This is a genomic window from Ruegeria sp. BF12 (assembly GCF_056538705.1).
In genome coordinates this window covers 58,061-80,052 of the sequence record NZ_JBQFTP010000010.1, presented here as the reverse complement: position 1 = coordinate 80,052, position 21,992 = coordinate 58,061, and the positions used below count along the sequence as shown (strand labels likewise).

Here is a 21,992-nt window from a genome sequence, read left to right as displayed (position 1 = left end):
GTCATGACGAACAGCGATCCGATCTGCCCGCTCTGCGACCGCCCGATCCCCAATGGGGGCGGCAGCCTGCACCATCTGATCCCAAAACTCAAAGGGGGCAAGGGCGGACCCACGGTATTGTTGCATCAGATCTGCCACAAAGAGGTCCACGCAACCCTCACCGAAGCCGAACTGGCCCGCGACTTTCACACGGTTGAGGCTCTTCGCAGCCATCCCAGATTGGAGAAGTTCCTGAGTTGGGTTCGCAAACGCCCGCCCGGGTTTCGTTCGAAAGTCCCAGGCAAACGACGTGGCCGTTGATCAGCCGGGGTTCACCGGATCGCCGAATGCGTCCCGTGTTGGCGCCTCAAGGTCCTGAACCTCCAATCCCCGATAATCGGGAGCTTTGGCAAATTGCGCACCCGCGATGTGCTGGAATTCCAGCGTCGTATAGGGGCGCTTCCAGAGCCATTCCCGGTTTCCAACGGCCCAAAGGTCCGGGTTCGGCAACACGTCATCGGTGAATGCATAAAAGTGGAGGTCAAACCCATATTGACCGACATCCTGCATCGACAGCAGGCGCATGCCTTGCGCTCGACAAAACGCATCTTCGGCAGCGATGTCACCGGTCCTGAGAGTTATCTGGCCGACTCGGGCTTGCGCAAACGGGGCGGCCGGATCGGCGGCGTGCTCTGGTCGGTTGCCTTCGAAGCCATGCTGAAGAAGTTCAATGACGAACCCTTCGGGATCTGACAGATGACACATATAGCCGATGTCGAGGAACTGCTTGGGTTCCGAAACCTCGACGCCTTTTTCACGCAAAAACGCGGCGGCAAGATCAACATCAGGAAGTGTGATGCCGATCTTCCAGTATCGTTGCCCTCTGTCGTGGGTGTACCCGCCACCACCCGGCATCAGCAACAGATCGGCATCCTGCCCGTCATAGCCGACGCGCAGGCTTACCCCCTGCGCTTGCGCCGTCATTCCCAGAACGTCGACATAGAACCTGGCCAGACGTTCAGGATCGGCGACGCGCAACCGCAAGCCAGAGAGCCTCATCGGCACAACTCGGCGATTCCGGCGGCGATGTTGGGATCGGCGACGACGCTGTCGGCAACCAGTTCTCGTGCCGTTGGCATCAGGGCCTCTGGCGCAACGATACGATCCACCAGCCCAAATGCATAAGCCTCATCCGCTGTGATTTTCTGACCGGCCATCAGGATCATCTTGGTGCGCGATGGCCCGATCAAGGCCGCCATGCGGACCGGGTCCGAAGGTTGTGGCAGAAAGCCCAGCTTCATCACCGGGTAAAAGAACTTGGCCGTCGGAACCGCAATCCGGACATCACAGGCCAGCACCATGCCGTTGGCACCCCCGGCCAGAGTGCCGTTCAACGCCGCGACGGTCATGCACGGAAGGGCGGCGATCGCACCGGACAAACGTTCCCACACGTCGGACGTGGCAAGCCCCGTATGCGCTTCGGCCAGATCGGCACCGGCACTGAACACCTTGCCCGCGCCGGTCAGGATCAGCGCGCGAGCCTCGGTTGCGGCTTCAGCGATCTCGGCCAGCTCGGTCAACATCGCCCCGGTCAGCGCATTGGCTTTGCCCGGGTTGTTCAGAGTGACGATCCAAAGCCCGTCCTCTTTGTTCAGATCAATCACGTCAGTCCAACCCTTTGTCGAATATCCTCGCGCCGCAACGAGATTTCAGTGCCCAGAAACTCATCGGCGTCCGGGCTGCACATCCACAGCAACGCCTTCGCGGGCCAGTCGGCGGGGATATGGTCACTCCAATCCAATTGGCTGACCGCGTTGATGCCGCTAGCCTTGATCACCTTCTGCATCTCGGTAGCCACCGTTCCTGGTGAAAGGCCCATCGCGCGAATGCCATGTATCGATTCCTCAAGATGCAGGCATTCCGTCATCATCTTTGCGCCCGCTTTCGACGCGCAATAATGGCTCCACGCCTCAACCGGGTTCGAAGCCGCGCCTGATGAAACGGTCAGTACCGTTCCACCGCCGGCCGCACGCATGATCGGCAGAACGGCCCGCATTCCATAGAAAACACCCTTGAGGTTGATGTCGATTGCCTTGCTCCACGCCGCGACATCGGCGTTAGACAGGTGAAAGATCGGATCAATGACACCGGCATTTCCGATCAGAACGTCCAGACCGCCGAACCGACCAACACAATCGGCAACGGCCTGTTCCACCTGCGCAAAATCGCTAACGTCGCATTCCAGCGCGATTGCGGTGTCCCCCAACGCGGCGGCCAGCGCGTCGATCTGATCGCGACTGCGGGCGACCAGCGCCACGTTTGCACCCGCTGCGGCAAATACGCGCCCTGCCTCGGCTCCGATGCCCCGGCTGGCCCCAGTTATCAGTACGGTTTTCCCCTGCATTTGGTTCCTCTACCTCCATCGGTTTGAAATTGTGTGAATCTCTACCCCGTCAATGGGGAAAGGGTCCAGTCCTTGCCCCTTGACGCCCGCCGCCACAAACACGACGATGCCCGCAAAATTATCTAGAAGGGTACTGTAATGTCCGTTTTCCTCCGCCGCAGCTGTGGCGCAGTTTTGGCTTATGCCGTTGTCACGCAGGGTGCACTTGCCGATCTTACTTCTCAGGACGTCTGGAATGACTGGAAAGCCTACCTGAACCAGATGGGCTATACCGTCGCGGGCGAAGAAACCGTCGCCGGGAATGTCACGACGATTGCCGATATGACCGTTTCGATGGATCTGCCGGAAGAAGATGTGACTTTCCGTATGGTTGTTCCCGAAATGACCTTGACCGAAAATGGCGATGGCACGGTCAACATTGGATTTCCCGACAATTTCCCTCTGACCATGTCTGGTGAGGGAGACGGTGACGAGTTTTCCCTCGAAATCGACTATTCCCAAACCGGTCTGAACATGGTCGTTTCGGGTGATCCGGACGAGATGACCTATGACTATTCCGCCGATAGCATTGGCATCAAGCTGGACGGGCTGAATGTCGATGGCGAAGCGATGCCCGAGGACGTTCTGGCCGTGAATGTGGCTATGACCGATCTGGCCGGCAGCTCGCGGATGAAGATCGGCGAGAACCGCGATATCGACCAGAAATTCACCGCCGGTGGCCTGACCTACGACCTCGCGTTCGCCGACCCAGAAAGCGAGGACACGGGCAAGATCGACGGCTCCATGAGCCAGTTGACCTTTAAGGGCACCAACGTCATCCCCGCGAATTTCGATTTCTCGAACCCAGAGGCTCTCTATTCCGACGGTTTTTCGTTCTCCGGCCTTTTTACCTATGGCTCGGGACAGACCGCGATTGCGGGAACCAGCGAAGGAGAGGCCTTTTCGGTGGGCAGCGAATCCCAGGGCGGTAAGTTCGGCGCCAGCATCGACGCCCAGCGCCTGGCCTACGACGTCGAACAGAACAGCTCGAAAGTTGCGGTGACAACGGCTGAACTGCCCTTCCCGATCGAAATCGCTATGGAAAACGCCGGTTTCAAATTCGAAATTCCGGTTCAGGAATCCGAGGAAATCCAGCCATTTGGCTTCGCGATGAACCTGACCGACTTCACCATGTCGGATGTACTGTGGAGCATGTTCGACCCGGCAGGAGCCTTGCCGCGTGATCCGGCAACAATATCGCTGGACACCACGGGAACCGCCAAGGTGCTGATGAACTTCTTCGATCCCACCGTTGCCGAAGATCTGGAGTTTTCCGACGAAGTACCGGGCGAGCTGCACTCTCTGAAGATCAACGAATTGCTGATTTCGCTGGTCGGGGCCAAGCTGACGGGCGAGGGTGACTTCACCTTCGACAACTCCAACACCGAAGAGTTTGATGGCATGCCCACACCTACCGGCATTGCAAAGTTGAAACTGGTGGGTGCCAACGCGTTGATCGACAAGCTGATCGGGATGGGGCTGGTCTCAGACAGCGACGCGATGGGCGCCCGGATGATGATGGGCCTGATGGCGGTACCGGGCGAAGAGCCCGACACGCTGAATTCAGAAATCGAATTCACTGGTGACGGCCAGATTCTGGCGAACGGCCAGCGCATCAAGTAATCAATTGGGAAGGCGGTCTCACCGCCTTCCCCAACTCTCGTCCGAAATGACGAAACACGGCACGGAACCAACAGTGCCAACCGACAACTCAACACAATTTGCTCAACCTAAAATAGCCGCAGGCCTTGCGAGACCAGCGGTCCAAGGCTAGGTCCAAGGCACACAGACCGGAGGCCTCATGACCCGCACACCTGAAGAAATCAGCCAGAACCTGCTGGACGCGGCCCGCAAAGCGGGCGCCGAAGCGGCGGATGCCATCGTGCTGGATGGCTCTTCGGTTTCGGTTGAAGTACGCGGCGGGGCGCTGGAACATGCGGAACGATCCGAAGGTACGGATCTGGGGTTGCGGGTGTTTCTTGGAAAGCGGCAGGCGATCGTTTCAAGCTCTGACAGTCGCCCTGAAACGCTGAAGGCTATGGCTGAACGCGCGGTTGCCATGGCTGCTGAAGCGCCGGAGGACCCGTTTACTGGCCTTGCCGCACCTGACCAGCTGGCAAAGGACTGGGACATCGAAGCGCTGGAGCAATTCGATCCGACGCCCGAACCTTCGGCAGAAATACTGTTGTCGGATGCACTGGCCGCCGAAGCCGCCGCTCTGGCCGTTAAAGGCGTGTCGCAAGTGTCCGACGCCGCGGCTGCGTACGGAACGCATCGCGTGCATTTGGCGGCCACGAATGGCTTTTCCGGAGGATATTCCCGCAGTAGCCGCTCGACGTCCTGCGTCGCCATCTCGGGCGAAGGCACGGGGATGGAACGCGACTATGACGGCGACAGCCGTACCTTCCAAAGCGACCTGCGTAGCCCTGAAGAGATTGGCCGCACCGCAGGCGAACGCGCCGTGGCGATAGTCGGGGCGCGAAAGCCCGCGACGGGCACTTTCCCCATTCTGTTTGACGAACGCATTTCATCATCGCTGATCGGCCACCTTCTGGCGGCCAGCAACGGCGCAGCCATTGCCCGTGGCGCATCATGGCTGAAGGATAGTCTGGGAGAGCAGGTTCTGCCTGAGCACCTGTCGCTGATCGAAGACCCGCATCGCCCGCGCATTTCGGGCTCCCGTCCCTTTGACGCGGAAGGTTTGCCAACGCGGCGCAGAGCGATTGTTGAAAACGGCGTCCTGACCGGCTGGACCCTGGATTTATCGAGCGCACGCAAGCTGGGCATGACTTCTACAGGCAACGCGGCACGCGGCGTGTCCGGTCCGCCTTCGCCTAGCAACTGGAATCTGAGCCTGACCCAGGGCGACCAAAGCAGGGCCGATCTGCTGCGCGATATGGGAACGGGGCTGCTGGTTACCTCGATGATCGGGTCGACGATCAACCCGAACACTGGCGATTACTCGCGCGGAGCATCGGGCTTTTGGGTTGAGAACGGTGAAATCACCCACCCGGTCAATGAATGCACAATTGCAGGCAACCTGCGCGACATGCTGAAACGGATCATCCCTGCAAATGATGCGCGCCCGTACCTGTCTCGCGTGGTCCCCTCGGTGCTGATCGAAGGAATGACACTTGCCGGCAACTGACCTGCAACTGCTGATTGACGCCGCATTAGAGGCCGGCAAGATCGCCACACGGTATTCGGGCAGCACGGCGCAACGCTGGGACAAACCCGATGGTGCAGGCCCGGTGACCGAGGCCGACCTGGCCGTGAACGCGATGTTGGAACAACGCCTGCCCGCTGCACGACCGGGCTATGGCTGGCTTAGCGAAGAAACCGAGGATTCGGCGGACAGGCTGTCTAAGGATCGCGTGTTCATCATCGACCCGATTGACGGAACCCGCAGCTTTGCCGAAGGGTCAAAAACCTGGGCGCATTCTCTGGCGATCGCCGAGCGGGGCGAGGTAACAGCGGCGGTGATTTACCTGCCGTTGCGAAACCTGCTTTACACAGCGGCCAAAGGTCAGGGCGCGACGCTCAACAACGACCCGATCAGAGTGACCGAACGCAGTGATCTGGAAAGCGCCGAAGTTCTGGCCGCGAAACCGAATTTGCAACCCCGCCACTGGCGTCAGGGACAGGTCCCGGACTTCAAACGGAATTACCGGCCGTCGCTGGCCTATCGCATGGCCCTCGTCGCGCAGGGCCGGTTTGATGGGATGATGACGCTCAGACCCAGTTGGGAGTGGGACATCGCGGCAGGCGATCTGATTATCCGCGAGGCGCACGGCGTGTGCTCGGACCGGCAGCGCGAGCCCCTGCGGTTCAACAATGCGCACCCACGCCTGAACGGAGTGATCGCTGCAGGTTCAGGTGTTTATGGTCTACTGTCCAAACAACTTGAACCGGAAAGCCCTGGAATCGCACCATGAGCAAGCCACGCTCATTAAGCCTTGCCGCCTATCGCGTGCTGTCCTGGGGTATGCAGAATGCCGCAAACCAGCGCGATATCCCGCGACCTGATGGCGAGGTTTTATGGCTTCACATAAACGCGCGCGAACGTCACCGCGCCACTATCGATTTTTGCCAACGGCTGCAGCAAGTGCGACCCAACTTATCCGTGGTTCTGACGGTTCCTCCTGACGCCGATCTTAGGCGGTGGGCAAGTTGCGGCTATCCCCTTGTCAATCTGCCGTCCGAACATACCGGGGCTGCCCGCGCCTTTCTGGATCACTGGCGGCCAAACCTCGGAATTTGGGTTGGCGGTGGGTTGATGCCAAACGTGATCACGCGCGCCGATGAACGCGGCATCCCCCTGATCCTGATCGAGGCTGAAGCCGACGTGAAAGTCGCGCGAGGTGGGCGCTGGTTGCCGGATATCACCCGATATACGATTGACTGTTTCCGAACGATTTTGTGCACCACGCCTGAATCCGCCCGGCAAATCCGCCGGCTCGGCATCTCTTCGACCAAGGTCAAAGAAGCGCCACCACTTCATTTCAGTCCGAATCCGCGACCCTGGCCCGAAGACGAACTGATTGAAGTGAACCATGCGCTGTCCGGCCGCCCCGTCTGGCTGGCGGCATGGGTGCAGGACAAAGAATTCATCTCGGTTCTTAGCGCCCACAGGCAGGCCATGCGGATGTTGCCCCGGCTGGCGTTGGTGCTGCATGTGGCGGACATCACAGAGGCCGGGCCGCTGCACCGGCGGCTCGAAGCCATGGACCTGCGCTGCACCAACTGGGACGAAACCGGTGTGGTCGAGGATATGACACAGGTAATCCTGTCCGCCGTGCCCGAGGATCTGGGTCTGTGGCAAAGGGTGTCCCCGGTCACCTTCATGGGCAGTTCTCTGGAGCGCGGCGCAGGCGGGCAGGACCCGCTAATCGCAACAGCGCTTGGGTCTGCCGTGATCCACGGCCCGTTTGTGCACAGCCATCAGCAGTTATACGATCAGCTGGACCGGGCAGGCGCAGCATGCACAGTCAGAACCGCGACCGAGCTTGGCGATGCGGTTGTCGAGCTTTTGGCACCAGATCAGGCCGCCAACATGGCGCTGGCCGGGTGGCAAATCGTAACCGAGGGAGCGCCACAAGCGGACAATCTGATCGACATGGTGCAAGATTATCTGGATCAGCGGAGTGCAGACGATGAGGGCACCTGATTTCTGGAATACATCACCGGATCAGTTGGATCTGCGTGCCCGGATGCTGGCGCCTTTGGGACGTCTCTATGCTGGGGCAACGGCCCGCCGGGTCGCGTCAGACCCCGGAATGAACCCCGGCGTTCCGGTCATCTGCGTTGGCAACCTCAATGCGGGCGGCACCGGGAAAACTCCAACCGTGATCTGGATGATCGAGCAGCTGCGCGACGCCTGGCATGAAACACATGTCGTGACACGTGGCCACGGCGGTTCACTGGAAGGGCCGGTCCGTGTGGATCCCGGCAAACATACGGCTGCGCAGGTCGGAGATGAGCCGCTTTTGCTGGCAGCATTTGCTGATGTCTGGGTCGCCAAAGACCGTGCGGCCGGGGCAAAGGCGGCGGCGGATGCCGGAGCCTCGGTAATTGTGCTGGATGACGGGTTTCAGAACCCCTCGGTGGCCAAGGATTTCTCAATCATCGTTGTGGATGCGGCTCGCGGGTTCGGGAATGGCCTATGTCTGCCAGCCGGACCGTTACGGGAACCGGTCGATGTCGGACTGCAACGCGCCGATCTTGTCCTGTCGCTTGGCGATGCCAATGCTCAGGCGGAATTCGCTGAACGTTGGGAACAGAACCTGACCGTACCTCACGCAACCGGTGCTGTTGAACCGCTGCAAACCGGCATGGATTGGAGCGATACGCCCGTTCTGGCCTTTGCGGGCATTGGCCATCCCAAGAAGTTTTTCGACACTCTGCGCCAGCAAGGTGCCACGTTGCTGCGGGCCGAGGCATTGGACGATCACCAGCCCCTGACACCTGCGCTGATGACACGGCTTGAAAATGAGGCGCGGCTGTTGGGTGCACAGATGGTGACGACGGAAAAAGACGCCGTGCGTCTGCCCGCCGCGTTTCGCAGCAAGGTCATCACCCTGCCTGTTCGTCTGAAAGTAGATGAGGCCGACAAGGTCCGGGATATGCTGATGCAGATCGCCCCGTCGCCCTGAAAAGCGACCGGCCCTGATCGAGCCGGTCGCGAAAGCGCTTAGCTGCCAAGTTCGTCTTCGATCAGTTTCTTGAAGTCATCGTAGGACTGGTTGTCGACCTTCTTGCCATTCACAACGAAGGAAGGCGTCGCCTGAACGCCGTCACGTTCGGCGTTGTCCTGGTACCACGCCACAAGCGTCTGCGCCCGGGTTCCGTCCTGCAGGCAGGCTTCAAGCTGATCATTGTCGATACCGGCCAGACGGCCGATCTTGCGAAGCTCGTCGACGATCTCGGCCGGGCCACCGGCCTTGGTCCATTCGGACTGACCTTCATAGATCAGGTCCGAGATGCCAAAGAACTTCTCGGGCCCGCCGCAGCGTGCAACCATCGAAGCCCACAAGCCATAGCGGTCAAAGTAAACCTCGCGGTAGATGAACTTCACCTTGCCGGTGTCGATAAAGTCTTTTTTGAGCTCTTTAAACGCGCCGTTGTGGAAATTCGCACAATGCGGGCAGGTGTAAGAAGCATACTCGATAATCTCAACCGGCGCGTCTTCGGCACCCAACGTCATTTCGACGATGGTCGAGGTGTCCAGATCGGCCTCTTGCGCCTCGGCGCTGCTGATCAGCGGATAGGCGGGGTTGGAATTCGACAGCGACAGCCAATAGCCGCCAGCGGCCACGGCGACAGCCGCACAAATTCCAGTTGCAATACGGCTCATTTCTCAGCCCTTTCTCAGCGTTTTTGCTTGGATAAAACGTTACGGCCCAGACGTTCAAGGGCTGCGCGCAGGTCACCATCGTGAACCCCCTGCGCCGTCCGATCCGCCTCGGCTGCTATTTCAGGTTCGATCTTGGGTTTCGCTTGCTTCGGCTTGTGGTCGAAACTGGCCTGCCCCTCGGCAAATCCTGTTGGAGCGGTCTGGGTGATGCGCACCCGGCTGATGGCGTTATAGCCATAAACCGCATTCACCTTTCCGCGCAGTTGTTCCTTTTGCATTTCCAGCATTGGGGCTTGCGGGCCTGTGGTCAGAACGGTCAGCGTCGCACCGATTCCACCCTTGCCGTAACCCACATTCACTGGCCTCGCGATGGCGGCCATATCCTGACCCACGATCTCGGCCCAATGGGTCAACAGGCGGGATACGGCAAAACCCCGGCTTTCCCCGGCGCGCCGAATCTGGTCGTTCAGCAATGTCGCGGTGCGTTTGAACCCGCGGGTCGAAGAACGTCTGCGCTGCATCTGGTTTCCAACTTCTGCACCGCTATTGTAAAGGGCATACAAACGGGCGCCAGCGAAACCCGACAAGGAGATAGATAAAACTTGCGTGACACCGGTGATTTTGACGTGAGCGGCGCGTTGCTGGATTGGTACGACCGCCATGCCCGCACAATGCCTTGGCGCGTAGGTCCGGCGGACCGGGCGGCGGGCGTGCTACCCGACCCTTATCGCATCTGGTTGTCCGAAGTTATGCTGCAGCAGACCACCGTTGCCGCCGTTCGCGACTATTTTCTGCGCTTCACAACCCGCTGGCCGACGGTCGAGGCGCTGGCCGCTGCCCCGGATGATCAGGTGATGGGCGAATGGGCCGGACTGGGATACTACGCCCGTGCGCGAAACCTGCTGAAATGCGCCCGAGTCGTGGCGGATGAGCATGGTGGAAAGTTCCCCGACACCTATGACGCGCTTTTGAAATTGCCGGGTATCGGCCCCTACACGGCGGCCGCGATTTCAGCCATAGCATTTGATCGCTGTGAAACGGTGTTGGACGGCAATGTCGAACGGGTCATGGCCCGCCTTTACGACATCCACCTCCCGCTGCCGGGGTCGAAACCGCAACTCAAGGACCTTGCCGCCAATCTGACGCCGGCCACGCGCCCGGGTGACTACGCGCAAGCGGTGATGGATCTGGGTGCCACGATCTGCACCCCCAAATCCCCGGCCTGCGGTATCTGCCCCGTACGGGATCCCTGCGCATCGCGGGTGGCCGGAACGCAGGCCGATCTGCCGCGCAAGACGCCTAAAAAGCCAAAACCTACCCGATTTGGACATGTGTATATCGCACGGCGCATTGATGGAGCTTTGCTGCTGGAACGCCGCCCGGACAAAGGGTTGCTGGGCGGCATGTTGGGCTGGCCAGGGTCAGAATGGTCCGAGGCTCCGGTTGAGTTCCCCCCGTTTCCGGCGAACTGGCAGATGCTGCCGGGCGAGGTTCGCCACACGTTTACCCATTTCCACCTGATTCTACGCATCTGGACCGCCCCCCTTTCGTGTCAAACGGACCGTGACGACCTGATCGTCATGGAAAAACACGCATTCCGCCCAAGTGACCTGCCGACTGTCATGCGCAAGGCCTATGACCTCTGGCGCTCGACGTAACCCATTGTACGCCATAGCGTTGTGGGGCTAGTCTGCGCGCAGTTGATCGGAGCCAAATGATGATCGCATCAGACAATCTCTCTCGTTGGCAATCGGCGTCGCCGTTCTGGGTGTCTTTCCTGCTGGTCCCCGTGATCTGGTCCACCGCATTTGCCGGTGGCTGGTGGGTGTTGCTGGTGCCCATGTCAACCTGGTGGGCCTTTGCCGCCCTGGATCGGCTGACCGGCCTGAATTTGGACAACGCCGACCCGGACACATCGGATGGCACGCTGAGATGGTACATCCTGCTGACAAAGGCCTGGGTTCCCGTTCAATTTCTGACTTTGTACGGTCTGATTTGGTACGCAACCCACACGGATCACCTGTCGACACTGTCCAAGGTCGGCCTGTTCTTTGGAATGGGTGTGATTTCCGGCACGATCGGGATCAATTACAGCCATGAACTGATGCACCAGAAGGGTCGGTTCGAGCGGTGGTTGGGTGATATCCTGTTGGCGATGGTGCTGTATTCCCATTTTCGGTCCGAACATCTGCTGGTTCATCACCGTTATGTCGGCACTCCGCGTGATCCGGTCACCGCGCGCTACAACGAGGGTTTCCACCGGTTCTACCCTCGTGTCTTGTGGCAATGCCTGGTGTCCGCCTTCCAGGCAGAACGGGACAAGCTTGCGCGCAAACGGCGTCCGTGGACCGACCCGGCAAACCCATTCTGGCGCTATTGGGCGCTGCAGGCGGGCATGCTTGCGCTGGCGTTTGTTGTTGGAGGTTGGCCGGGCGTTGCTCTGTTTCTGGTCCAGGCCGGTGTCGCCATTTGGCAGCTGGAGCTCGTGAATTACGTCGAACATTATGGCCTGACCCGCAAACACTTGGGTGAAGGCAATTACGAGCACGTCCAGCCGCGCCATTCCTGGAACGCCTCGCAGCGGGCATCAAACTGGCTGCTCATCAATCTGCAACGGCATTCCGACCACCACTACAAACCCAACAGGCGCTTTCCATTGCTGCAACACCACTCAGAGGACGCGGCCCCCCAACTGCCTTACGGCTACCCCGTGATGACCGTCGCGGCGATGATCCCACCACTGTGGCGTCGCGTCATGAACCCCAAAGTTCGGGCATGGCGGCGCCAATATTACCCCGAAGTCACCGACTGGAAGCCCTACAACAAGTCGCTAAACCCTCTGCCCCGTTCCTGACCGCAGCGCGTGCCAACGCGCTGCCCGGCCCAAAGGGATGGATCGCATCTTTGATGCGACACAGACCGGCGGGAGAGTTCTGCTCTATTTCACCCAAACATCCATCCTGTTTTCGACACCCCGAACCACTTGATTTTCGTGTTTGGCAAACTCTGCCGTCAATTCCGCGACGTTATCGCCTTCCTGCATCACCTGCGTACGAACCGCATCGCTCAACACCACGCGCGCGCCAAGCTCGCGTGTCATTGCCTCCAGCTTGGCCGATACATTCACTGCATCCCCGATGACTGCAAATTCCAACCGGTTCGCCCCGATATCTCCCAATACCACCGAGCCGTAGTGGACGCCGATCCCGACATGTATCTCGGGCTCGCCGGCGCGTCGCCGTTCCAGATTCCAACGGTCAATCACGCCCACCATGTCGCGCGCGCAGGCCACTGCGTTGCTCGCATCCAATGGTGTCGGCACCGGGGTCCCAAACGTGGCCATCAGCCCGTCGCCAAGGTATTTGTCCAGCGTTCCGTGATGCCGAAACACCTCGGACTCCATGCGCGCATGAAAACCGCGCAGCACCTCAATCACTTCGTAAGGATCGCGACCAGCGGCAAATTTGGTGAAGCCAACAATGTCGATGAACAGAACGGCTATGTTTTCCTTGCGGATTTGCTTGAGGGGCTCGTCATTCTGGCTCAGCTCATCGACAACATTGGGCGAGAAATACCGCGACAGGTTTGCGCGTTCTCTCTCCAGCCCCGCATTGGTCATCAAGAGCCGGTTAAGACGTCGCATTGAGATGCCAAGCGTGACCGCAACCATCATGAAAACGATGACCTGCTGAATGCGCAGCTCGGGCATAAAGCTGTTGGGGTCCAGCCATTCGGCAACATCCGGATACCCGGTCAGCGCCTCGGCTACACGTTCGCTGATGCCGGGGATTGGGGTTGCCACCCACCAGGCGATCACCCAGCCTGCGGTCCACATCATCAATGTCCATGATCCGATGGCTACAACCGTGCGCCATGAATAGGCCAAGGTGCCTGCGGCCAGAATGATGAAGAAATACTGGAAGTTGTCGAACCGGTATTGCATGGCCAGCGGTCGGACATCATCGCTAAATGGGTTTGGTACGATCATCCCCAGCGTCATGATCAGCAAATCAACGAAGATCAGCAACAACTCGACCCGCGACTGCCCGACCCTGCCTGCGCGCCGGATCAGCCAGCCATTTGCGCAGATGAGCAGCAGGATGAAGTGATACCACAACACCTCCCATTGCGGATTCAGGAAGACCAGCAGAATGCCGGTCAGGCCCATCGCGATCCAGCGCGCGCGGACGGCCAGCTCCAGCCCTTCGCGCTTGTGCCGTTCCAGCGCAGCCTCGGTGTACTTGTTTTCCAGATCGTACACATCCGGCTTGGTGATCGAGAACCGTTCAAGACGGGATTCGCTGGCTGTGGTTTCCGACATGGCCGAGGCTCCTTCCGTGCGCAGCAGGGCAAGAAATCTCATATCGACGCTGAGAGGGCAACAAAACAAAAGACCCCGCCGTGACCGGCGGGGCAAGGCTTAGTGCCTTGTGTCAGGCCACAGGCACCGGCGGTGTTCGTAAATCAGTTGTGCATCTCTGCCCGGATCTGCTGGCGTAGAACGTCGATCGGAACCGTCTTGCCGTCGCGCTTGAAGCACCAGTAGGTCCAGCCATTGCAGGACGGTGCGTTTTCCAAGTGCGCGCCGACCTGATGGATCGAACCTTTGACGTTTTGCCCAACCAGCGTGCCATCCGCACGGACCTTGGCCTTGTGGCGCTGGTTCATGGAATAAAGCTCCTCGCCCGGGCGCAGCATGCCGCGTTCGACCAACTGGCCAAAGGGCACACGCGGCTCAGCGCGTTTGCTGGCGCTGACTTCCAGCGCTTCGCGGTCGAATTTGCGCACCTTCGAGATGCGCTTCTCGGCGACCTTGCGATAGCTTTCCTCACGCTCGATCCCGATGAACTCGCGGCCCAGCATCTTGGCAACGGCACCGGTTGTACCTGTGCCAAAGAACGGGTCCAGCACGACGTCGCCCGGATTGGTCGAGCCGATCAGGACACGGTGCAGCAGCGATTCCGGCTTTTGCGTTGGATGAGCCTTGTCGCCGTTTTCATCCTTGAGGCGTTCATGGCCGGTGCAGATCGGCAGCACCCAATCGCTACGCATCTGTACGCCTTCGTTCAGCGCCTTCAGAGCTTCGTAGTTGAACGTGTACTTGGCACCTTCACGCTTAGACGCCCAGATCATTGTCTCATGCGCGTTGGTAAACCGCTTGCCTCGGAAATTCGGCATCGGGTTCGATTTACGCCACACGACGTCATTCAGAATCCAGTACCCGGCGTCCTGCAGAGCCGAACCAACGCGGAAAATGTTGTGGTAAGACCCAATCACCCAAATCGCGCCATTCGGCTTGAGCAGACGATGCGCGGCCTTCAGCCATTCGCGGGTGAACTGGTCATAGACGCCAAAGCTCGAGAACTGATCCCAGTGATCGTCGACCGCATCCACCTGGCTGTTGTCCGGGCGGTGCAACTGGCCTTTGAGCTGCAGGTTATAGGGCGGATCCGCGAAAATCAGGTCAACCGACTCCGCAGGCAGACTGTTCATCACGTCGATGCAGTCGCCAGATAGAATCGTGTTTAAAGGGAGCGCGGTTGCGCCCTTTGTCTTGGTCGTTGTCATATCTCTGCCTCAAGTTCCACGGCGCTTTTGCGCTCATTTGGTTGAGACAAGGATGAGTCAAAGTCGATTCGCCGTCAATTTCTTTTTTGAATCAGCAGCTTACGATTTACTCTTGATACAAGATATTGTGTACCGGTTTGAACGAACGCCTATGATGTGGGGTCACGCCGAGATTTTGCAGTGCTTCTCTGTGTTGTTTTGACGGATAGCCCGCATTCTTTTCCCATCCATAGCCGGGATGCTGTTGCGCCAAATCCACCATCAGTTGATCGCGCCAGTTTTTGGCGATGATCGAAGCTGCCGCAATCGACACCGAATGCGCATCGCCTTTGACGACCGCCTGCGCTGGGATCGTCAGACCCCGCGGGATCATATTTCCGTCGATCAGCAAATAGTCCGGCGGCGGGTCCAGCGCCGCAACCGCGCGCTCCATCGCCAGATGCGAGGCCCGCAAGATGTTGTGTTCGTCAATCTCGGCAACCGTAGCCTCGGCTATGGCGAACTCGGCCCGGTCGCGCACAGCAGCGTCCAATGCAACACGCCGTTTGGCCGTCAGCTTCTTGGAATCGTTCAACCCCTCGGGAATATCTTCGGGGTTCAAAATCACGGCCGCTGCGACCACCGGCCCGGCCAAAGGCCCGCGGCCAACTTCATCCACACCAGCAATACGCAGATATCCTTGCGCGACTGCCGCCTGTTCAATTGAATAATCAGGGTTTGTCATGCCCACCGAAAACCGCGTTTCGCGCCCCATCGCAAGACAAAAAGAGAGGGCGGCTTGCGCCACCCTCTCCTGCACGGTGCTTCTGTGGCACCGCTCCTGCTCGAAAGTGATTACTTGTAAACGACGCGGTATCCTTGCTGGCGCAGGCATGCGGGTTCGTATGCCCGCTTCACCTTTTTGCCATTCCAGAAACCGACCTTGCACTCTTGCGGCAGGCTATTGGCATGTTTGTAGTGCTTCTTGAGGCAGCTCGGTGCCAGAAGCGGATGGTTGTTTGAATAGGCGTTATAGGTGCGCAGACATTGCTGTGGCAGGTCGTACCGCGCAACGTGTTGCGGCAGGGGGCGCACTGGGTAACTGGGCTGGGCCACATACGGCTGCGGCGTGTAGGTCTGTTGCCGCGTCGTCCGGTTCTTGCGCTTTTCCTGATTATAGTAATGAACCCCGGCGCCAATGATCGCGATGGCGGCAAGCCCCCCAAGGATATCCTTGGCATCCGCCGCCCGCGCCTGCGAGACCGAGACGCCCGTGATGGTAATTGCAGTGGCTACGATTAATGCGATGAACTTGCGGTGCATGGTGCGTGTCCTTCCTGATGTTTCGGGGCGATCCGGGGCAGACCGCAAACTTGATGCCCCGAAACTGGGTCCACCCTCCTCAGACAAGCAATAACGGGCGGTTGTTATCGGATATCACGCGCCTCAAACCCCTTAGGTTATTGAATATCGGGCCAAGCCATGCGCAGGATGCGGCCTATGAAACCGATCCTCTCTTCTCTGGCCGTTGCGGCCCTGATATCGCTTGGAACCGCCGCGTCGGCCGAGTGCTATGCGGATTACAAGGCCAAGCAGGACAACCCTCTGCGGCTGCACTACGGTGTGATGCAGGTTTCGGCCTGTGACAAAGGCCAGGCCCAACAAGAGGTCTCGCAACGCCTCAAGGCGTCGGGCTGGACCTTGTTGAATGTGATGTCCGTCTTTGGGCCGGAAGGATTGGAAAAAAGGAAGGCCAATGCCGGACAATTCTATCTCCGTTACTGAAGCCAGACGGTCAGGATCAAGACTGGTTGGTGCGGGCATTGCGGCGATCATCCTGATTCTTGTCACAGCCGCCGTTTTCCTGTTCTGGACCCTGCCGGACGCCAACGCCTTCAATGCGCGCGTGGAGCGGCTGTTTGTCGAAAGCGACCTGACCTCACAGACCGAAATCCGGTTGTTGGAGATTCTGGCTCAATCCGGCACCGCCTTTGCCGACACTCTGTCCAGCTATCGCATGGTGATTTTCGTGCTGCTGGTCTTTGCCAGCGCCATGCTGGTAACGGCGCTGGTGTTTCTGGTAATGCTGGTGATGTTGAACCGCCGGATGGCCCAGATCGAACGCACTGGTATTCAGGTGACATCCCTGCTGATCAGCCGCGAGGAGAACACCGTTTACCTGAACAACATGGATTTCAAGCTGACCCCGGCGGCCATGGAAACCCTGTCTGTGCTGGCGGAATCCCGGTTGGATGACGAAGTGCTGTCTGGCGCCCAGATCGAAGGGGTGATTTCCGGCAAGGACGCTGCTGATTGTGACGAGGCCGCCGGTGCCACACGGATCAAACGGCTGCGCGATGCTTTGGGCAATCAGATGGTCAGCGAGTTGCTGGTCAAGAACATCGCCAAGAAAGGCTATATGCTGTCCATCGAAAAAGATGTGATTCAGATGGTCTGAACCGACCTTACCGCACAGCTATCGTGCGGTAAAAATGCCGAGACCCCCTCTTGGAAAATCGCGTCCCAGGGCCCATCCTATAGGGACCCGTGCCAGGGAGGTTGATTATGAACGTCCACGCCACACCAAGAACCAAAGGCTATGGGATCTCAGTTGAGCGGTTGAACGGTCGGATCGCGATTTACCGGGATGAGACCCTTTTGGCCGAAAGCCATAACGCCAAGGTCATGTATGAAACGCGTCTTCCGCCGACGATCTACATCCCGCGAGCAGACGTGCATGTTGATCTGAGCGGCGAGACCGAATTGCAGACCTTTTGCCCTTTCAAGGGCACCGCAACCTATCACGACGTCATCCTTGACGGTGAGCGGCTGGCCAACTCCGTCTGGGCCTATGAAGAAGCCCTTCCCGAAAGCGTCGCCATTCAGGGGCATATCGGGTTCATGCCCAATGCCTATACCAATATTGATTTGGGCGACAACCACCTGCGAGAGCCCGATGACGGCAATATCAGCGGCCCTCTGATCGACTGGCTGATGCGGGGCGCGTCCGAAAACGATACCCCAGAAGGCTTCACCAAAGCACTGGCCGAGAAAATGCTGGAACATGGCATCGCCATTCAGCGTCTCAGCATCCTGACTTGGTCCTTGCATCCGTTGATCGCGGGAAAACACTACATCTGGGAAAAGGGCGAGGCTGAAATCTCGACCAATGTTCCCACTTATGAAATCCACGATCACCCGGCCTATATCAACAGCCCCCTACGACATGTGTCCAACGGGCTGGGCGGTGTGCGCCAGCGATTGAACGCCGAAAATCCGCAAAACAGTTTTCCGATCATGGAGGATCTGCGGGCAAAAGGCGCGACCGATTATGTGGCCATGCCCCTGCGATTCTCGGATGGGCGCACCAATGTCCTGACCCTGACCTGCGATCATCCGGACGGCTTCACCACGGAAAACCTTGGGCTGGTGTTCGAATGCTCTTTGGTGATCGCCCGGTTCTATGAGGTCTTCATGCAGCGCGAAAACGCTCAGGTGCTGCTTGAAACCTATGTGGGCAAACGTTCGGGCGCGCGTGTGCTGGGCGGTGAGATCCGTCGCGGTGACGGCGATGAGATTGATGCCGCTATCATGTTCTGCGATCTGCGCAACTCGACCAGCCTGGAAGAACGGCTTGGACGCGAGGCGTATATCAACCTTTTGAACGACTTTTTCGAAACCGTATCAGGCATCGTGCATGATCACGGGGGCGAAGTTCTGAAATTCATCGGTGACGCTGTTCTGGCCGTTTTTCCTGCGGGCGAGGACTCTATCTCTGCGCGCAGCAACGCCCAACGATCCGCGGTTGAAATTGTTGAAAAGCTTGGAGAACTGCGTCAATCAGGTTCCGACACCCATTGCGATTGCTCGATCGGTGTCGCTTACGGACGCGTGACCTACGGCAATGTCGGCTCGCGTGAACGGCTGGACTTTACAGTGATCGGACAGGCCGCGAATATCGCCGCACGTTTGGGGGAATACGGTAAAACGGTGAACCAAAGGATCGTCGTCTCTGCGGATATCTTGCCAGCGTGCGCCAATGCTCTTCCGCTTGGGGACGTCAAGCTCCACAACGTATCACAACCCGTTGAATGCTACGCTCTCAGGACCTCGGCAGACACCGTTTTGAACGCCTGACACGCACGATCCATCGGTGTTTTCCAACCAGACTGCGGTACAAACTACGGGCTTCCAAATCGGCGACCAGCGTCTGCTGAGACCATGAACGAAGTGCGTCACCCCCCCAGCAGAATCAGTGCGGTCTGCGCAGGAGAGATCGTGCTTTCCAGCTGCGCAATCTGACTGCGGGCTAGAAACTGATCCGTAAGCCGCTCTATTGCCGCTTCATCCTTGAATTGGCCCAGATCATCGGACCCGGTCAGTCCTGACAACCTGTCCTTGAAGACTTCAAGCTGTCTGTCGATGTTCAGTTGGCCAAAACTGGACGGCAACCCAAGCGCCGTTTCCATCATGCTGCGCAGCGGAGGCAAGCTCATCAAATCGAACCACTTGGTGTCTGTGCTGCCAACTTTTGCGGCGAGGTCGCTCAGCGCATGTTGTGCATACAATGCGATCCGCATCGTTTCATCCGACACGCCTACCGCGACTTCGAAACGGGACACCACGTTGTCGCGGGCGACTTCCTCCATATTTGTAATCAGCCCGGTCTTGCGCACCTCACCCGGCCCTAGCCCAAACGCGTCGGAGAACTGTCGATACCTTTTGTCGGACAGGCGGTTTGACAGAGCATCTTGGGCCTTGGTTCCATCAGACAGGATTTTCTGGATGAAATAGCGGTTATCCAGATCGGACTCTAACCCAAAAGCGCCCAGCGCGACTTGTAGCAACCGGCGGTCGGCCACCAGATCCTCTGCCGTTTGGACCTTTTTTATGTTCTCCAGAAAGTACTCGCTGTCCCTTTTGTTGACGGCGGAGGCGGAAAAACTGTCGATCTGCGCGTCATATGTCCGCTGCAGGATCCGCCAGCCGACGATCCCGCCCGAAGGTATGACCGGCTGGAACGTCATTGCTGATAGGCCATCAGCCGTTCTTCGCGCGGCAACAGCGCACGCAGGGCCTTGAGGCATTTGTAGTATTGCTCGGCCAGCAGAGCTTCAGTTGCCTCAGCCAAAACCCTGCGACTGTCCGCATCCGTGAAGACCTGGCTCAGTTCCTCAACGCGCCGCAACAGCTGTTGGCGCGCCCGGTCAGGTTCCATATCGCCCGACAGCACCAACTGCGCAGCATAGCATACACGTCGAACAGGCGTGTTCACTTCGTCCGGATGGATGGCGTCCCGCAAGCGAAGGACATTCGCCTCGGGCGTCATGATCGAGAACCGGCTGCGACGGTCTCCGTTTTCCACGACCACACCATTGATCAAAACCCGCTCTTTCGGCGCTAACTTCAAAACCAACCCTGCCATCAGGTGGCCCCCATTTGCCGCAGACCACGCAGAACCGCCATGTTGATCTCAAGCAGAGGTTCAACCGACGCTTTGTTGCCCAACACCTGACTGCTGTGTAGTTCTGTAAACTCAGCCAGATAGAAAATCCGTGCCCGCAATTCATTGGGCAACGCATTATCCGAATCCGTTACGCCGCTGGCCAATACCGTCCAAAGGCGACGGTTTTCGTGCAACGCCTGAACGAACCCACCAAAATCGGATTTTTGCCGGGCGGCGGCGGCCTTGAGACGGCGTGTTATTTTTGAAATCGCTTCGTATTCGGTATCGCGCGGTGTGCGTGTTGGCGCAGCGGTCTGTGCGTATGCGCGTTGAGCAAGGGCTTGCGGTGTCACTTGAAATCCTTCCAGTAATCCGCCACTCGGCGGTCAGTATCGGGGCGCGTCGCCGCGCCCCGACCAAGTTCCTGAACTTAGCGGAACAGCGACAGGATCGACTGCGGTGCCTGATTGGCAATCGACAGCGACTGGGTGGCCAGCTGCTGCTGAACCTGAAGGGCCTGCAGACGTGCCGAAGTCTCTTCCATATCCGCATCGACCAATGAGCCGATACCGGATTTGAACGAGTCCGCCAGGTTCGAAATAAACTCTTTCTGGGTCTCGATCCGGCCCTGAGCCGAACCGAAGGCTGCCGATGCGTCGATCGAGGTGTCGATCAGAGTTTCAATCGTAGCCAGTGCTGCCGTTGCACCCGCACCGGTGGACACATCCAAGCCCGCCATAGCACCCAGACCACCCGAACCCGCATTCACGAACTGAGCCGAGAACGACACGTCACGACCAGTGTTGTTCGTGATGGCCAAAGTACCCTGTGTACCCGAGTCGTACCCAACGGTAAGACCGGTGATGCCCATCTCTTCGATTTTGGCTTTCAGTCCTACGGCGACGATATCGCCGGTGGTGGTCGCGGCGGCGTCTGCCGCTGTCACGGTGTAGGACACGACTTGATCGTCGATGGCAACGACCACCTTGTCACCAGCGGCAAAAGCACCACTGGATTCATCGGTCACCAGCGCGGTTGCCGAAGTGGCGGTGTTTGCAATGGTCGCACCGACGCGGTCATTGCCGGTGGACGAGCCGGTCGAACCGTCGAATACCGCCTTGGTCACATAGCCACCGGTCGACAGGTTTTGCCCGGCCACACTGATCGACGAAGCCGTCACACCGCCCGCGTTGTCACGATCCAACGAAGCCAGAATGGATGCAGACCCGGTCGATCCGTCCACAAGGTTCAGACCGTTGAACTGGGCGGCCTTCACCACCGAGTTGATCTGCCCCTTGAGCGCAGTCACGTCCGCGTTGATCTTGTCGCGATCAACGTTTTCTTCCTGCGCCGCTACGATTTTTCCTTTCATCTGGTTCAGCAGGTCGGTGACGGTTTCAGACGCGTTTCGCGCAACCGCAACGGTGGATTCACCCAGTGCGAGGCTGTCCTTGATCGCGTTGAAGCCTTTGACATCCGATTCCATGACTTTGGAAATCGCCCAAACGGCCGAGTTGTCTTTTGCGGTTGCAACGTCCTTACCCGTCGAAATAGCGTTCCGTGTCGCCCCGAGGTCCTTGTTGACCGACTTGAGTGTTTGCAGCGCAACCATCGCGCCATTGTTTGTCAGAATGCTGGACATTAGCTTTCTTCCTTTTCCGTTCGGGCCCTTTGCGCCCATGCTCACCCCGCCACTCGTGCGGGCTTTGACGTCTTTCTGATCG

Annotated in this window: 24 protein-coding genes; 11 read left to right on the top strand and 13 right to left on the bottom strand. The window is 58.7% G+C overall.

The features are described 5' to 3' along the window. The first annotated feature begins 3 nt into the window (after positions 1–3). Positions 4–300 carry an HNH endonuclease gene (locus ACR0J0_RS15970; RefSeq protein WP_480665142.1) on the top strand — a complete coding sequence of 99 codons (297 nt, stop codon included), beginning with the start codon at positions 4–6 and terminating at the stop codon, positions 298–300. Here the strand turns inward: ACR0J0_RS15970 and ACR0J0_RS15965 are convergent, their stop codons facing one another. From ACR0J0_RS15965 to ACR0J0_RS15955, 3 genes are read right to left on the bottom strand one after another with little or no spacing between them, the layout of a single operon-like run. Continuing rightward, the gene (locus tag ACR0J0_RS15965; protein WP_480665141.1) at positions 301–1,038 is read right to left on the bottom strand and encodes a VOC family protein; all 738 of its coding nucleotides are present in this window, start codon (positions 1,036–1,038) and stop codon (positions 301–303) included. After that, the gene (locus ACR0J0_RS15960) at positions 1,035–1,643 is read right to left on the bottom strand and encodes an enoyl-CoA hydratase/isomerase family protein (protein ID WP_480665140.1); all 609 of its coding nucleotides are present in this window, start codon (positions 1,641–1,643) and stop codon (positions 1,035–1,037) included. The genes ACR0J0_RS15965 and ACR0J0_RS15960 overlap by 4 nt, the downstream gene beginning before the upstream one ends. Continuing rightward, the gene (locus tag ACR0J0_RS15955) at positions 1,640–2,383 is read right to left on the bottom strand and encodes an SDR family oxidoreductase (protein ID WP_480665138.1); all 744 of its coding nucleotides are present in this window, start codon (positions 2,381–2,383) and stop codon (positions 1,640–1,642) included. Before ACR0J0_RS15955 ends, ACR0J0_RS15960 begins: the two co-directional genes overlap by 4 nt. A 138-nt stretch (positions 2,384–2,521) precedes the next feature. Between ACR0J0_RS15955 and ACR0J0_RS15950 the strand changes: the two genes are divergently transcribed. The 5 genes from ACR0J0_RS15950 to lpxK all read left to right on the top strand — a co-directional run bounded on the left by ACR0J0_RS15950 (position 2,522) and on the right by lpxK (position 8,574). After that, a complete protein-coding gene (locus tag ACR0J0_RS15950) occupies positions 2,522–4,045 on the top strand; it encodes a DUF2125 domain-containing protein (protein WP_480665137.1) in 1,524 nt (507 codons plus the stop codon). 178 nt (positions 4,046–4,223) lie between these two features. Next, a complete protein-coding gene (locus ACR0J0_RS15945) occupies positions 4,224–5,570 on the top strand; it encodes a TldD/PmbA family protein (protein ID WP_480665136.1) in 1,347 nt (448 codons plus the stop codon). Then, complete coding sequence (locus ACR0J0_RS15940) at positions 5,557–6,357, top strand: inositol monophosphatase family protein (RefSeq protein ID WP_480665135.1); 801 nt, start codon at positions 5,557–5,559, stop codon at positions 6,355–6,357. The genes ACR0J0_RS15945 and ACR0J0_RS15940 overlap by 14 nt, the downstream gene beginning before the upstream one ends. After that, positions 6,354–7,589 carry a 3-deoxy-D-manno-octulosonic acid transferase gene (locus tag ACR0J0_RS15935; RefSeq protein ID WP_480665134.1) on the top strand — a complete coding sequence of 412 codons (1,236 nt, stop codon included), beginning with the start codon at positions 6,354–6,356 and terminating at the stop codon, positions 7,587–7,589. Before ACR0J0_RS15940 ends, ACR0J0_RS15935 begins: the two co-directional genes overlap by 4 nt. Then, positions 7,576–8,574 carry a tetraacyldisaccharide 4'-kinase gene (gene lpxK / locus ACR0J0_RS15930; protein WP_480665133.1) on the top strand — a complete coding sequence of 333 codons (999 nt, stop codon included), beginning with the start codon at positions 7,576–7,578 and terminating at the stop codon, positions 8,572–8,574. Before ACR0J0_RS15935 ends, lpxK begins: the two co-directional genes overlap by 14 nt. Before the next feature lie 38 nt (positions 8,575–8,612). Here the strand turns inward: lpxK and ACR0J0_RS15925 are convergent, their stop codons facing one another. Then, the gene (locus ACR0J0_RS15925; protein WP_480665132.1) at positions 8,613–9,275 is read right to left on the bottom strand and encodes a DsbA family protein; all 663 of its coding nucleotides are present in this window, start codon (positions 9,273–9,275) and stop codon (positions 8,613–8,615) included. A 14-nt stretch (positions 9,276–9,289) separates the two neighbouring features. After that, entirely contained in the window at positions 9,290–9,796 is a 507-nt protein-coding gene (locus ACR0J0_RS15920) for a DUF721 domain-containing protein (RefSeq protein WP_480665131.1), read from the bottom strand. An 81-nt stretch (positions 9,797–9,877) separates the two neighbouring features. Here ACR0J0_RS15920 and mutY point away from each other — a divergent pair, with 81 nt between their 5' ends. Continuing rightward, a complete protein-coding gene (gene mutY / locus ACR0J0_RS15915) occupies positions 9,878–10,933 on the top strand; it encodes an A/G-specific adenine glycosylase (RefSeq protein ID WP_480665130.1) in 1,056 nt (351 codons plus the stop codon). Between the two features lie 59 nt (positions 10,934–10,992). Then, complete coding sequence (locus ACR0J0_RS15910; RefSeq protein WP_480665250.1) at positions 10,993–12,129, top strand: alkane 1-monooxygenase; 1,137 nt, start codon at positions 10,993–10,995, stop codon at positions 12,127–12,129. A gap of 84 nt (positions 12,130–12,213) precedes the next feature. Here ACR0J0_RS15910 and ACR0J0_RS15905 read toward each other — a convergent pair whose 3' ends face one another. The 4 genes from ACR0J0_RS15905 to ACR0J0_RS15890 form a co-directional block, all read right to left on the bottom strand. Beyond that, the gene (locus ACR0J0_RS15905; RefSeq protein ID WP_480665129.1) at positions 12,214–13,596 is read right to left on the bottom strand and encodes an adenylate/guanylate cyclase domain-containing protein; all 1,383 of its coding nucleotides are present in this window, start codon (positions 13,594–13,596) and stop codon (positions 12,214–12,216) included. A 143-nt stretch (positions 13,597–13,739) separates the two neighbouring features. Beyond that, on the bottom strand, positions 13,740–14,843 hold the full coding sequence (locus ACR0J0_RS15900; protein ID WP_480665128.1) for a DNA methyltransferase: 1,104 nt from the start codon (positions 14,841–14,843) through the stop codon (positions 13,740–13,742). 106 nt (positions 14,844–14,949) lie between these two features. Continuing rightward, positions 14,950–15,567, bottom strand: a complete 618-nt coding sequence (locus tag ACR0J0_RS15895) for a ribonuclease HII (protein WP_480665127.1) — start codon at positions 15,565–15,567, stop codon at positions 14,950–14,952. 110 nt (positions 15,568–15,677) lie between these two features. After that, positions 15,678–16,145 carry a hypothetical protein gene (locus ACR0J0_RS15890; protein ID WP_480665126.1) on the bottom strand — a complete coding sequence of 156 codons (468 nt, stop codon included), beginning with the start codon at positions 16,143–16,145 and terminating at the stop codon, positions 15,678–15,680. Between the two features lie 177 nt (positions 16,146–16,322). Between ACR0J0_RS15890 and ACR0J0_RS15885 the strand changes: the two genes are divergently transcribed. The 3 genes from ACR0J0_RS15885 to ACR0J0_RS15875 all read left to right on the top strand — a co-directional run bounded on the left by ACR0J0_RS15885 (position 16,323) and on the right by ACR0J0_RS15875 (position 18,959). Then, positions 16,323–16,607, top strand: a complete 285-nt coding sequence (locus ACR0J0_RS15885) for a hypothetical protein (protein WP_480665125.1) — start codon at positions 16,323–16,325, stop codon at positions 16,605–16,607. Beyond that, entirely contained in the window at positions 16,579–17,280 is a 702-nt protein-coding gene (locus tag ACR0J0_RS15880) for a winged helix-turn-helix domain-containing protein (protein ID WP_480665124.1), read from the top strand. The genes ACR0J0_RS15885 and ACR0J0_RS15880 overlap by 29 nt, the downstream gene beginning before the upstream one ends. Positions 17,281–17,387: 107 nt before the next feature. Continuing rightward, on the top strand, positions 17,388–18,959 hold the full coding sequence (locus ACR0J0_RS15875; RefSeq protein ID WP_480665123.1) for a DUF427 domain-containing protein: 1,572 nt from the start codon (positions 17,388–17,390) through the stop codon (positions 18,957–18,959). Between the two features lie 98 nt (positions 18,960–19,057). Here ACR0J0_RS15875 and ACR0J0_RS15870 read toward each other — a convergent pair whose 3' ends face one another. The 4 genes from ACR0J0_RS15870 to ACR0J0_RS15855 all read right to left on the bottom strand — a co-directional run bounded on the left by ACR0J0_RS15870 (position 19,058) and on the right by ACR0J0_RS15855 (position 21,910). After that, positions 19,058–19,849, bottom strand: a complete 792-nt coding sequence (locus ACR0J0_RS15870; RefSeq protein ID WP_480665122.1) for a DUF1217 domain-containing protein — start codon at positions 19,847–19,849, stop codon at positions 19,058–19,060. Continuing rightward, positions 19,846–20,247 (bottom strand): flagellar biosynthesis repressor FlbT, encoded by a 402-nt coding sequence (flbT, locus tag ACR0J0_RS15865; RefSeq protein ID WP_480665121.1) that lies wholly within the window; start codon positions 20,245–20,247, stop codon positions 19,846–19,848. Before flbT ends, ACR0J0_RS15870 begins: the two co-directional genes overlap by 4 nt. Continuing rightward, complete coding sequence (gene flaF / locus ACR0J0_RS15860) at positions 20,247–20,621, bottom strand: flagellar biosynthesis regulator FlaF (protein WP_480665120.1); 375 nt, start codon at positions 20,619–20,621, stop codon at positions 20,247–20,249. Before flaF ends, flbT begins: the two co-directional genes overlap by 1 nt. Positions 20,622–20,698: 77 nt before the next feature. Beyond that, the gene (locus ACR0J0_RS15855) at positions 20,699–21,910 is read right to left on the bottom strand and encodes a flagellin N-terminal helical domain-containing protein (RefSeq protein WP_480665119.1); all 1,212 of its coding nucleotides are present in this window, start codon (positions 21,908–21,910) and stop codon (positions 20,699–20,701) included. Between the last annotated feature and the right edge of the window lie 82 nt (positions 21,911–21,992).

What these genes read in the sequence shown, in the direction of transcription:
- ACR0J0_RS15970 (WP_480665142.1), top strand. Translation starts at nt 4, where the DNA reads ATGACGAACAGCGATCCGATCTGCCCGCTCTGCGACCGCCCGATCCCC.
- ACR0J0_RS15965 (WP_480665141.1), bottom strand. Translation starts at nt 1,038, where the DNA reads ATGAGGCTCTCTGGCTTGCGGTTGCGCGTCGCCGATCCTGAACGTCTG.
- ACR0J0_RS15955 (WP_480665138.1), bottom strand. Translation starts at nt 2,383, where the DNA reads ATGCAGGGGAAAACCGTACTGATAACTGGGGCCAGCCGGGGCATCGGA.
- ACR0J0_RS15950 (WP_480665137.1), top strand. Translation starts at nt 2,522, where the DNA reads ATGTCCGTTTTCCTCCGCCGCAGCTGTGGCGCAGTTTTGGCTTATGCC.
- ACR0J0_RS15945 (WP_480665136.1), top strand. Translation starts at nt 4,224, where the DNA reads ATGACCCGCACACCTGAAGAAATCAGCCAGAACCTGCTGGACGCGGCC.
- ACR0J0_RS15935 (WP_480665134.1), top strand. Translation starts at nt 6,354, where the DNA reads ATGAGCAAGCCACGCTCATTAAGCCTTGCCGCCTATCGCGTGCTGTCC.
- lpxK (WP_480665133.1), top strand. Translation starts at nt 7,576, where the DNA reads ATGAGGGCACCTGATTTCTGGAATACATCACCGGATCAGTTGGATCTG.
- ACR0J0_RS15925 (WP_480665132.1), bottom strand. Translation starts at nt 9,275, where the DNA reads ATGAGCCGTATTGCAACTGGAATTTGTGCGGCTGTCGCCGTGGCCGCT.
- ACR0J0_RS15920 (WP_480665131.1), bottom strand. Translation starts at nt 9,796, where the DNA reads ATGCAGCGCAGACGTTCTTCGACCCGCGGGTTCAAACGCACCGCGACA.
- ACR0J0_RS15910 (WP_480665250.1), top strand. Translation starts at nt 10,993, where the DNA reads ATGATCGCATCAGACAATCTCTCTCGTTGGCAATCGGCGTCGCCGTTC.
- ACR0J0_RS15905 (WP_480665129.1), bottom strand. Translation starts at nt 13,596, where the DNA reads ATGTCGGAAACCACAGCCAGCGAATCCCGTCTTGAACGGTTCTCGATC.
- ACR0J0_RS15900 (WP_480665128.1), bottom strand. Translation starts at nt 14,843, where the DNA reads ATGACAACGACCAAGACAAAGGGCGCAACCGCGCTCCCTTTAAACACG.
- ACR0J0_RS15895 (WP_480665127.1), bottom strand. Translation starts at nt 15,567, where the DNA reads ATGACAAACCCTGATTATTCAATTGAACAGGCGGCAGTCGCGCAAGGA.
- ACR0J0_RS15890 (WP_480665126.1), bottom strand. Translation starts at nt 16,145, where the DNA reads ATGCACCGCAAGTTCATCGCATTAATCGTAGCCACTGCAATTACCATC.
- ACR0J0_RS15885 (WP_480665125.1), top strand. Translation starts at nt 16,323, where the DNA reads ATGAAACCGATCCTCTCTTCTCTGGCCGTTGCGGCCCTGATATCGCTT.
- ACR0J0_RS15880 (WP_480665124.1), top strand. Translation starts at nt 16,579, where the DNA reads ATGCCGGACAATTCTATCTCCGTTACTGAAGCCAGACGGTCAGGATCA.
- ACR0J0_RS15875 (WP_480665123.1), top strand. Translation starts at nt 17,388, where the DNA reads ATGAACGTCCACGCCACACCAAGAACCAAAGGCTATGGGATCTCAGTT.
- ACR0J0_RS15870 (WP_480665122.1), bottom strand. Translation starts at nt 19,849, where the DNA reads ATGACGTTCCAGCCGGTCATACCTTCGGGCGGGATCGTCGGCTGGCGG.
- flbT (WP_480665121.1), bottom strand. Translation starts at nt 20,247, where the DNA reads ATGGCAGGGTTGGTTTTGAAGTTAGCGCCGAAAGAGCGGGTTTTGATC.
- ACR0J0_RS15855 (WP_480665119.1), bottom strand. Translation starts at nt 21,910, where the DNA reads ATGTCCAGCATTCTGACAAACAATGGCGCGATGGTTGCGCTGCAAACA.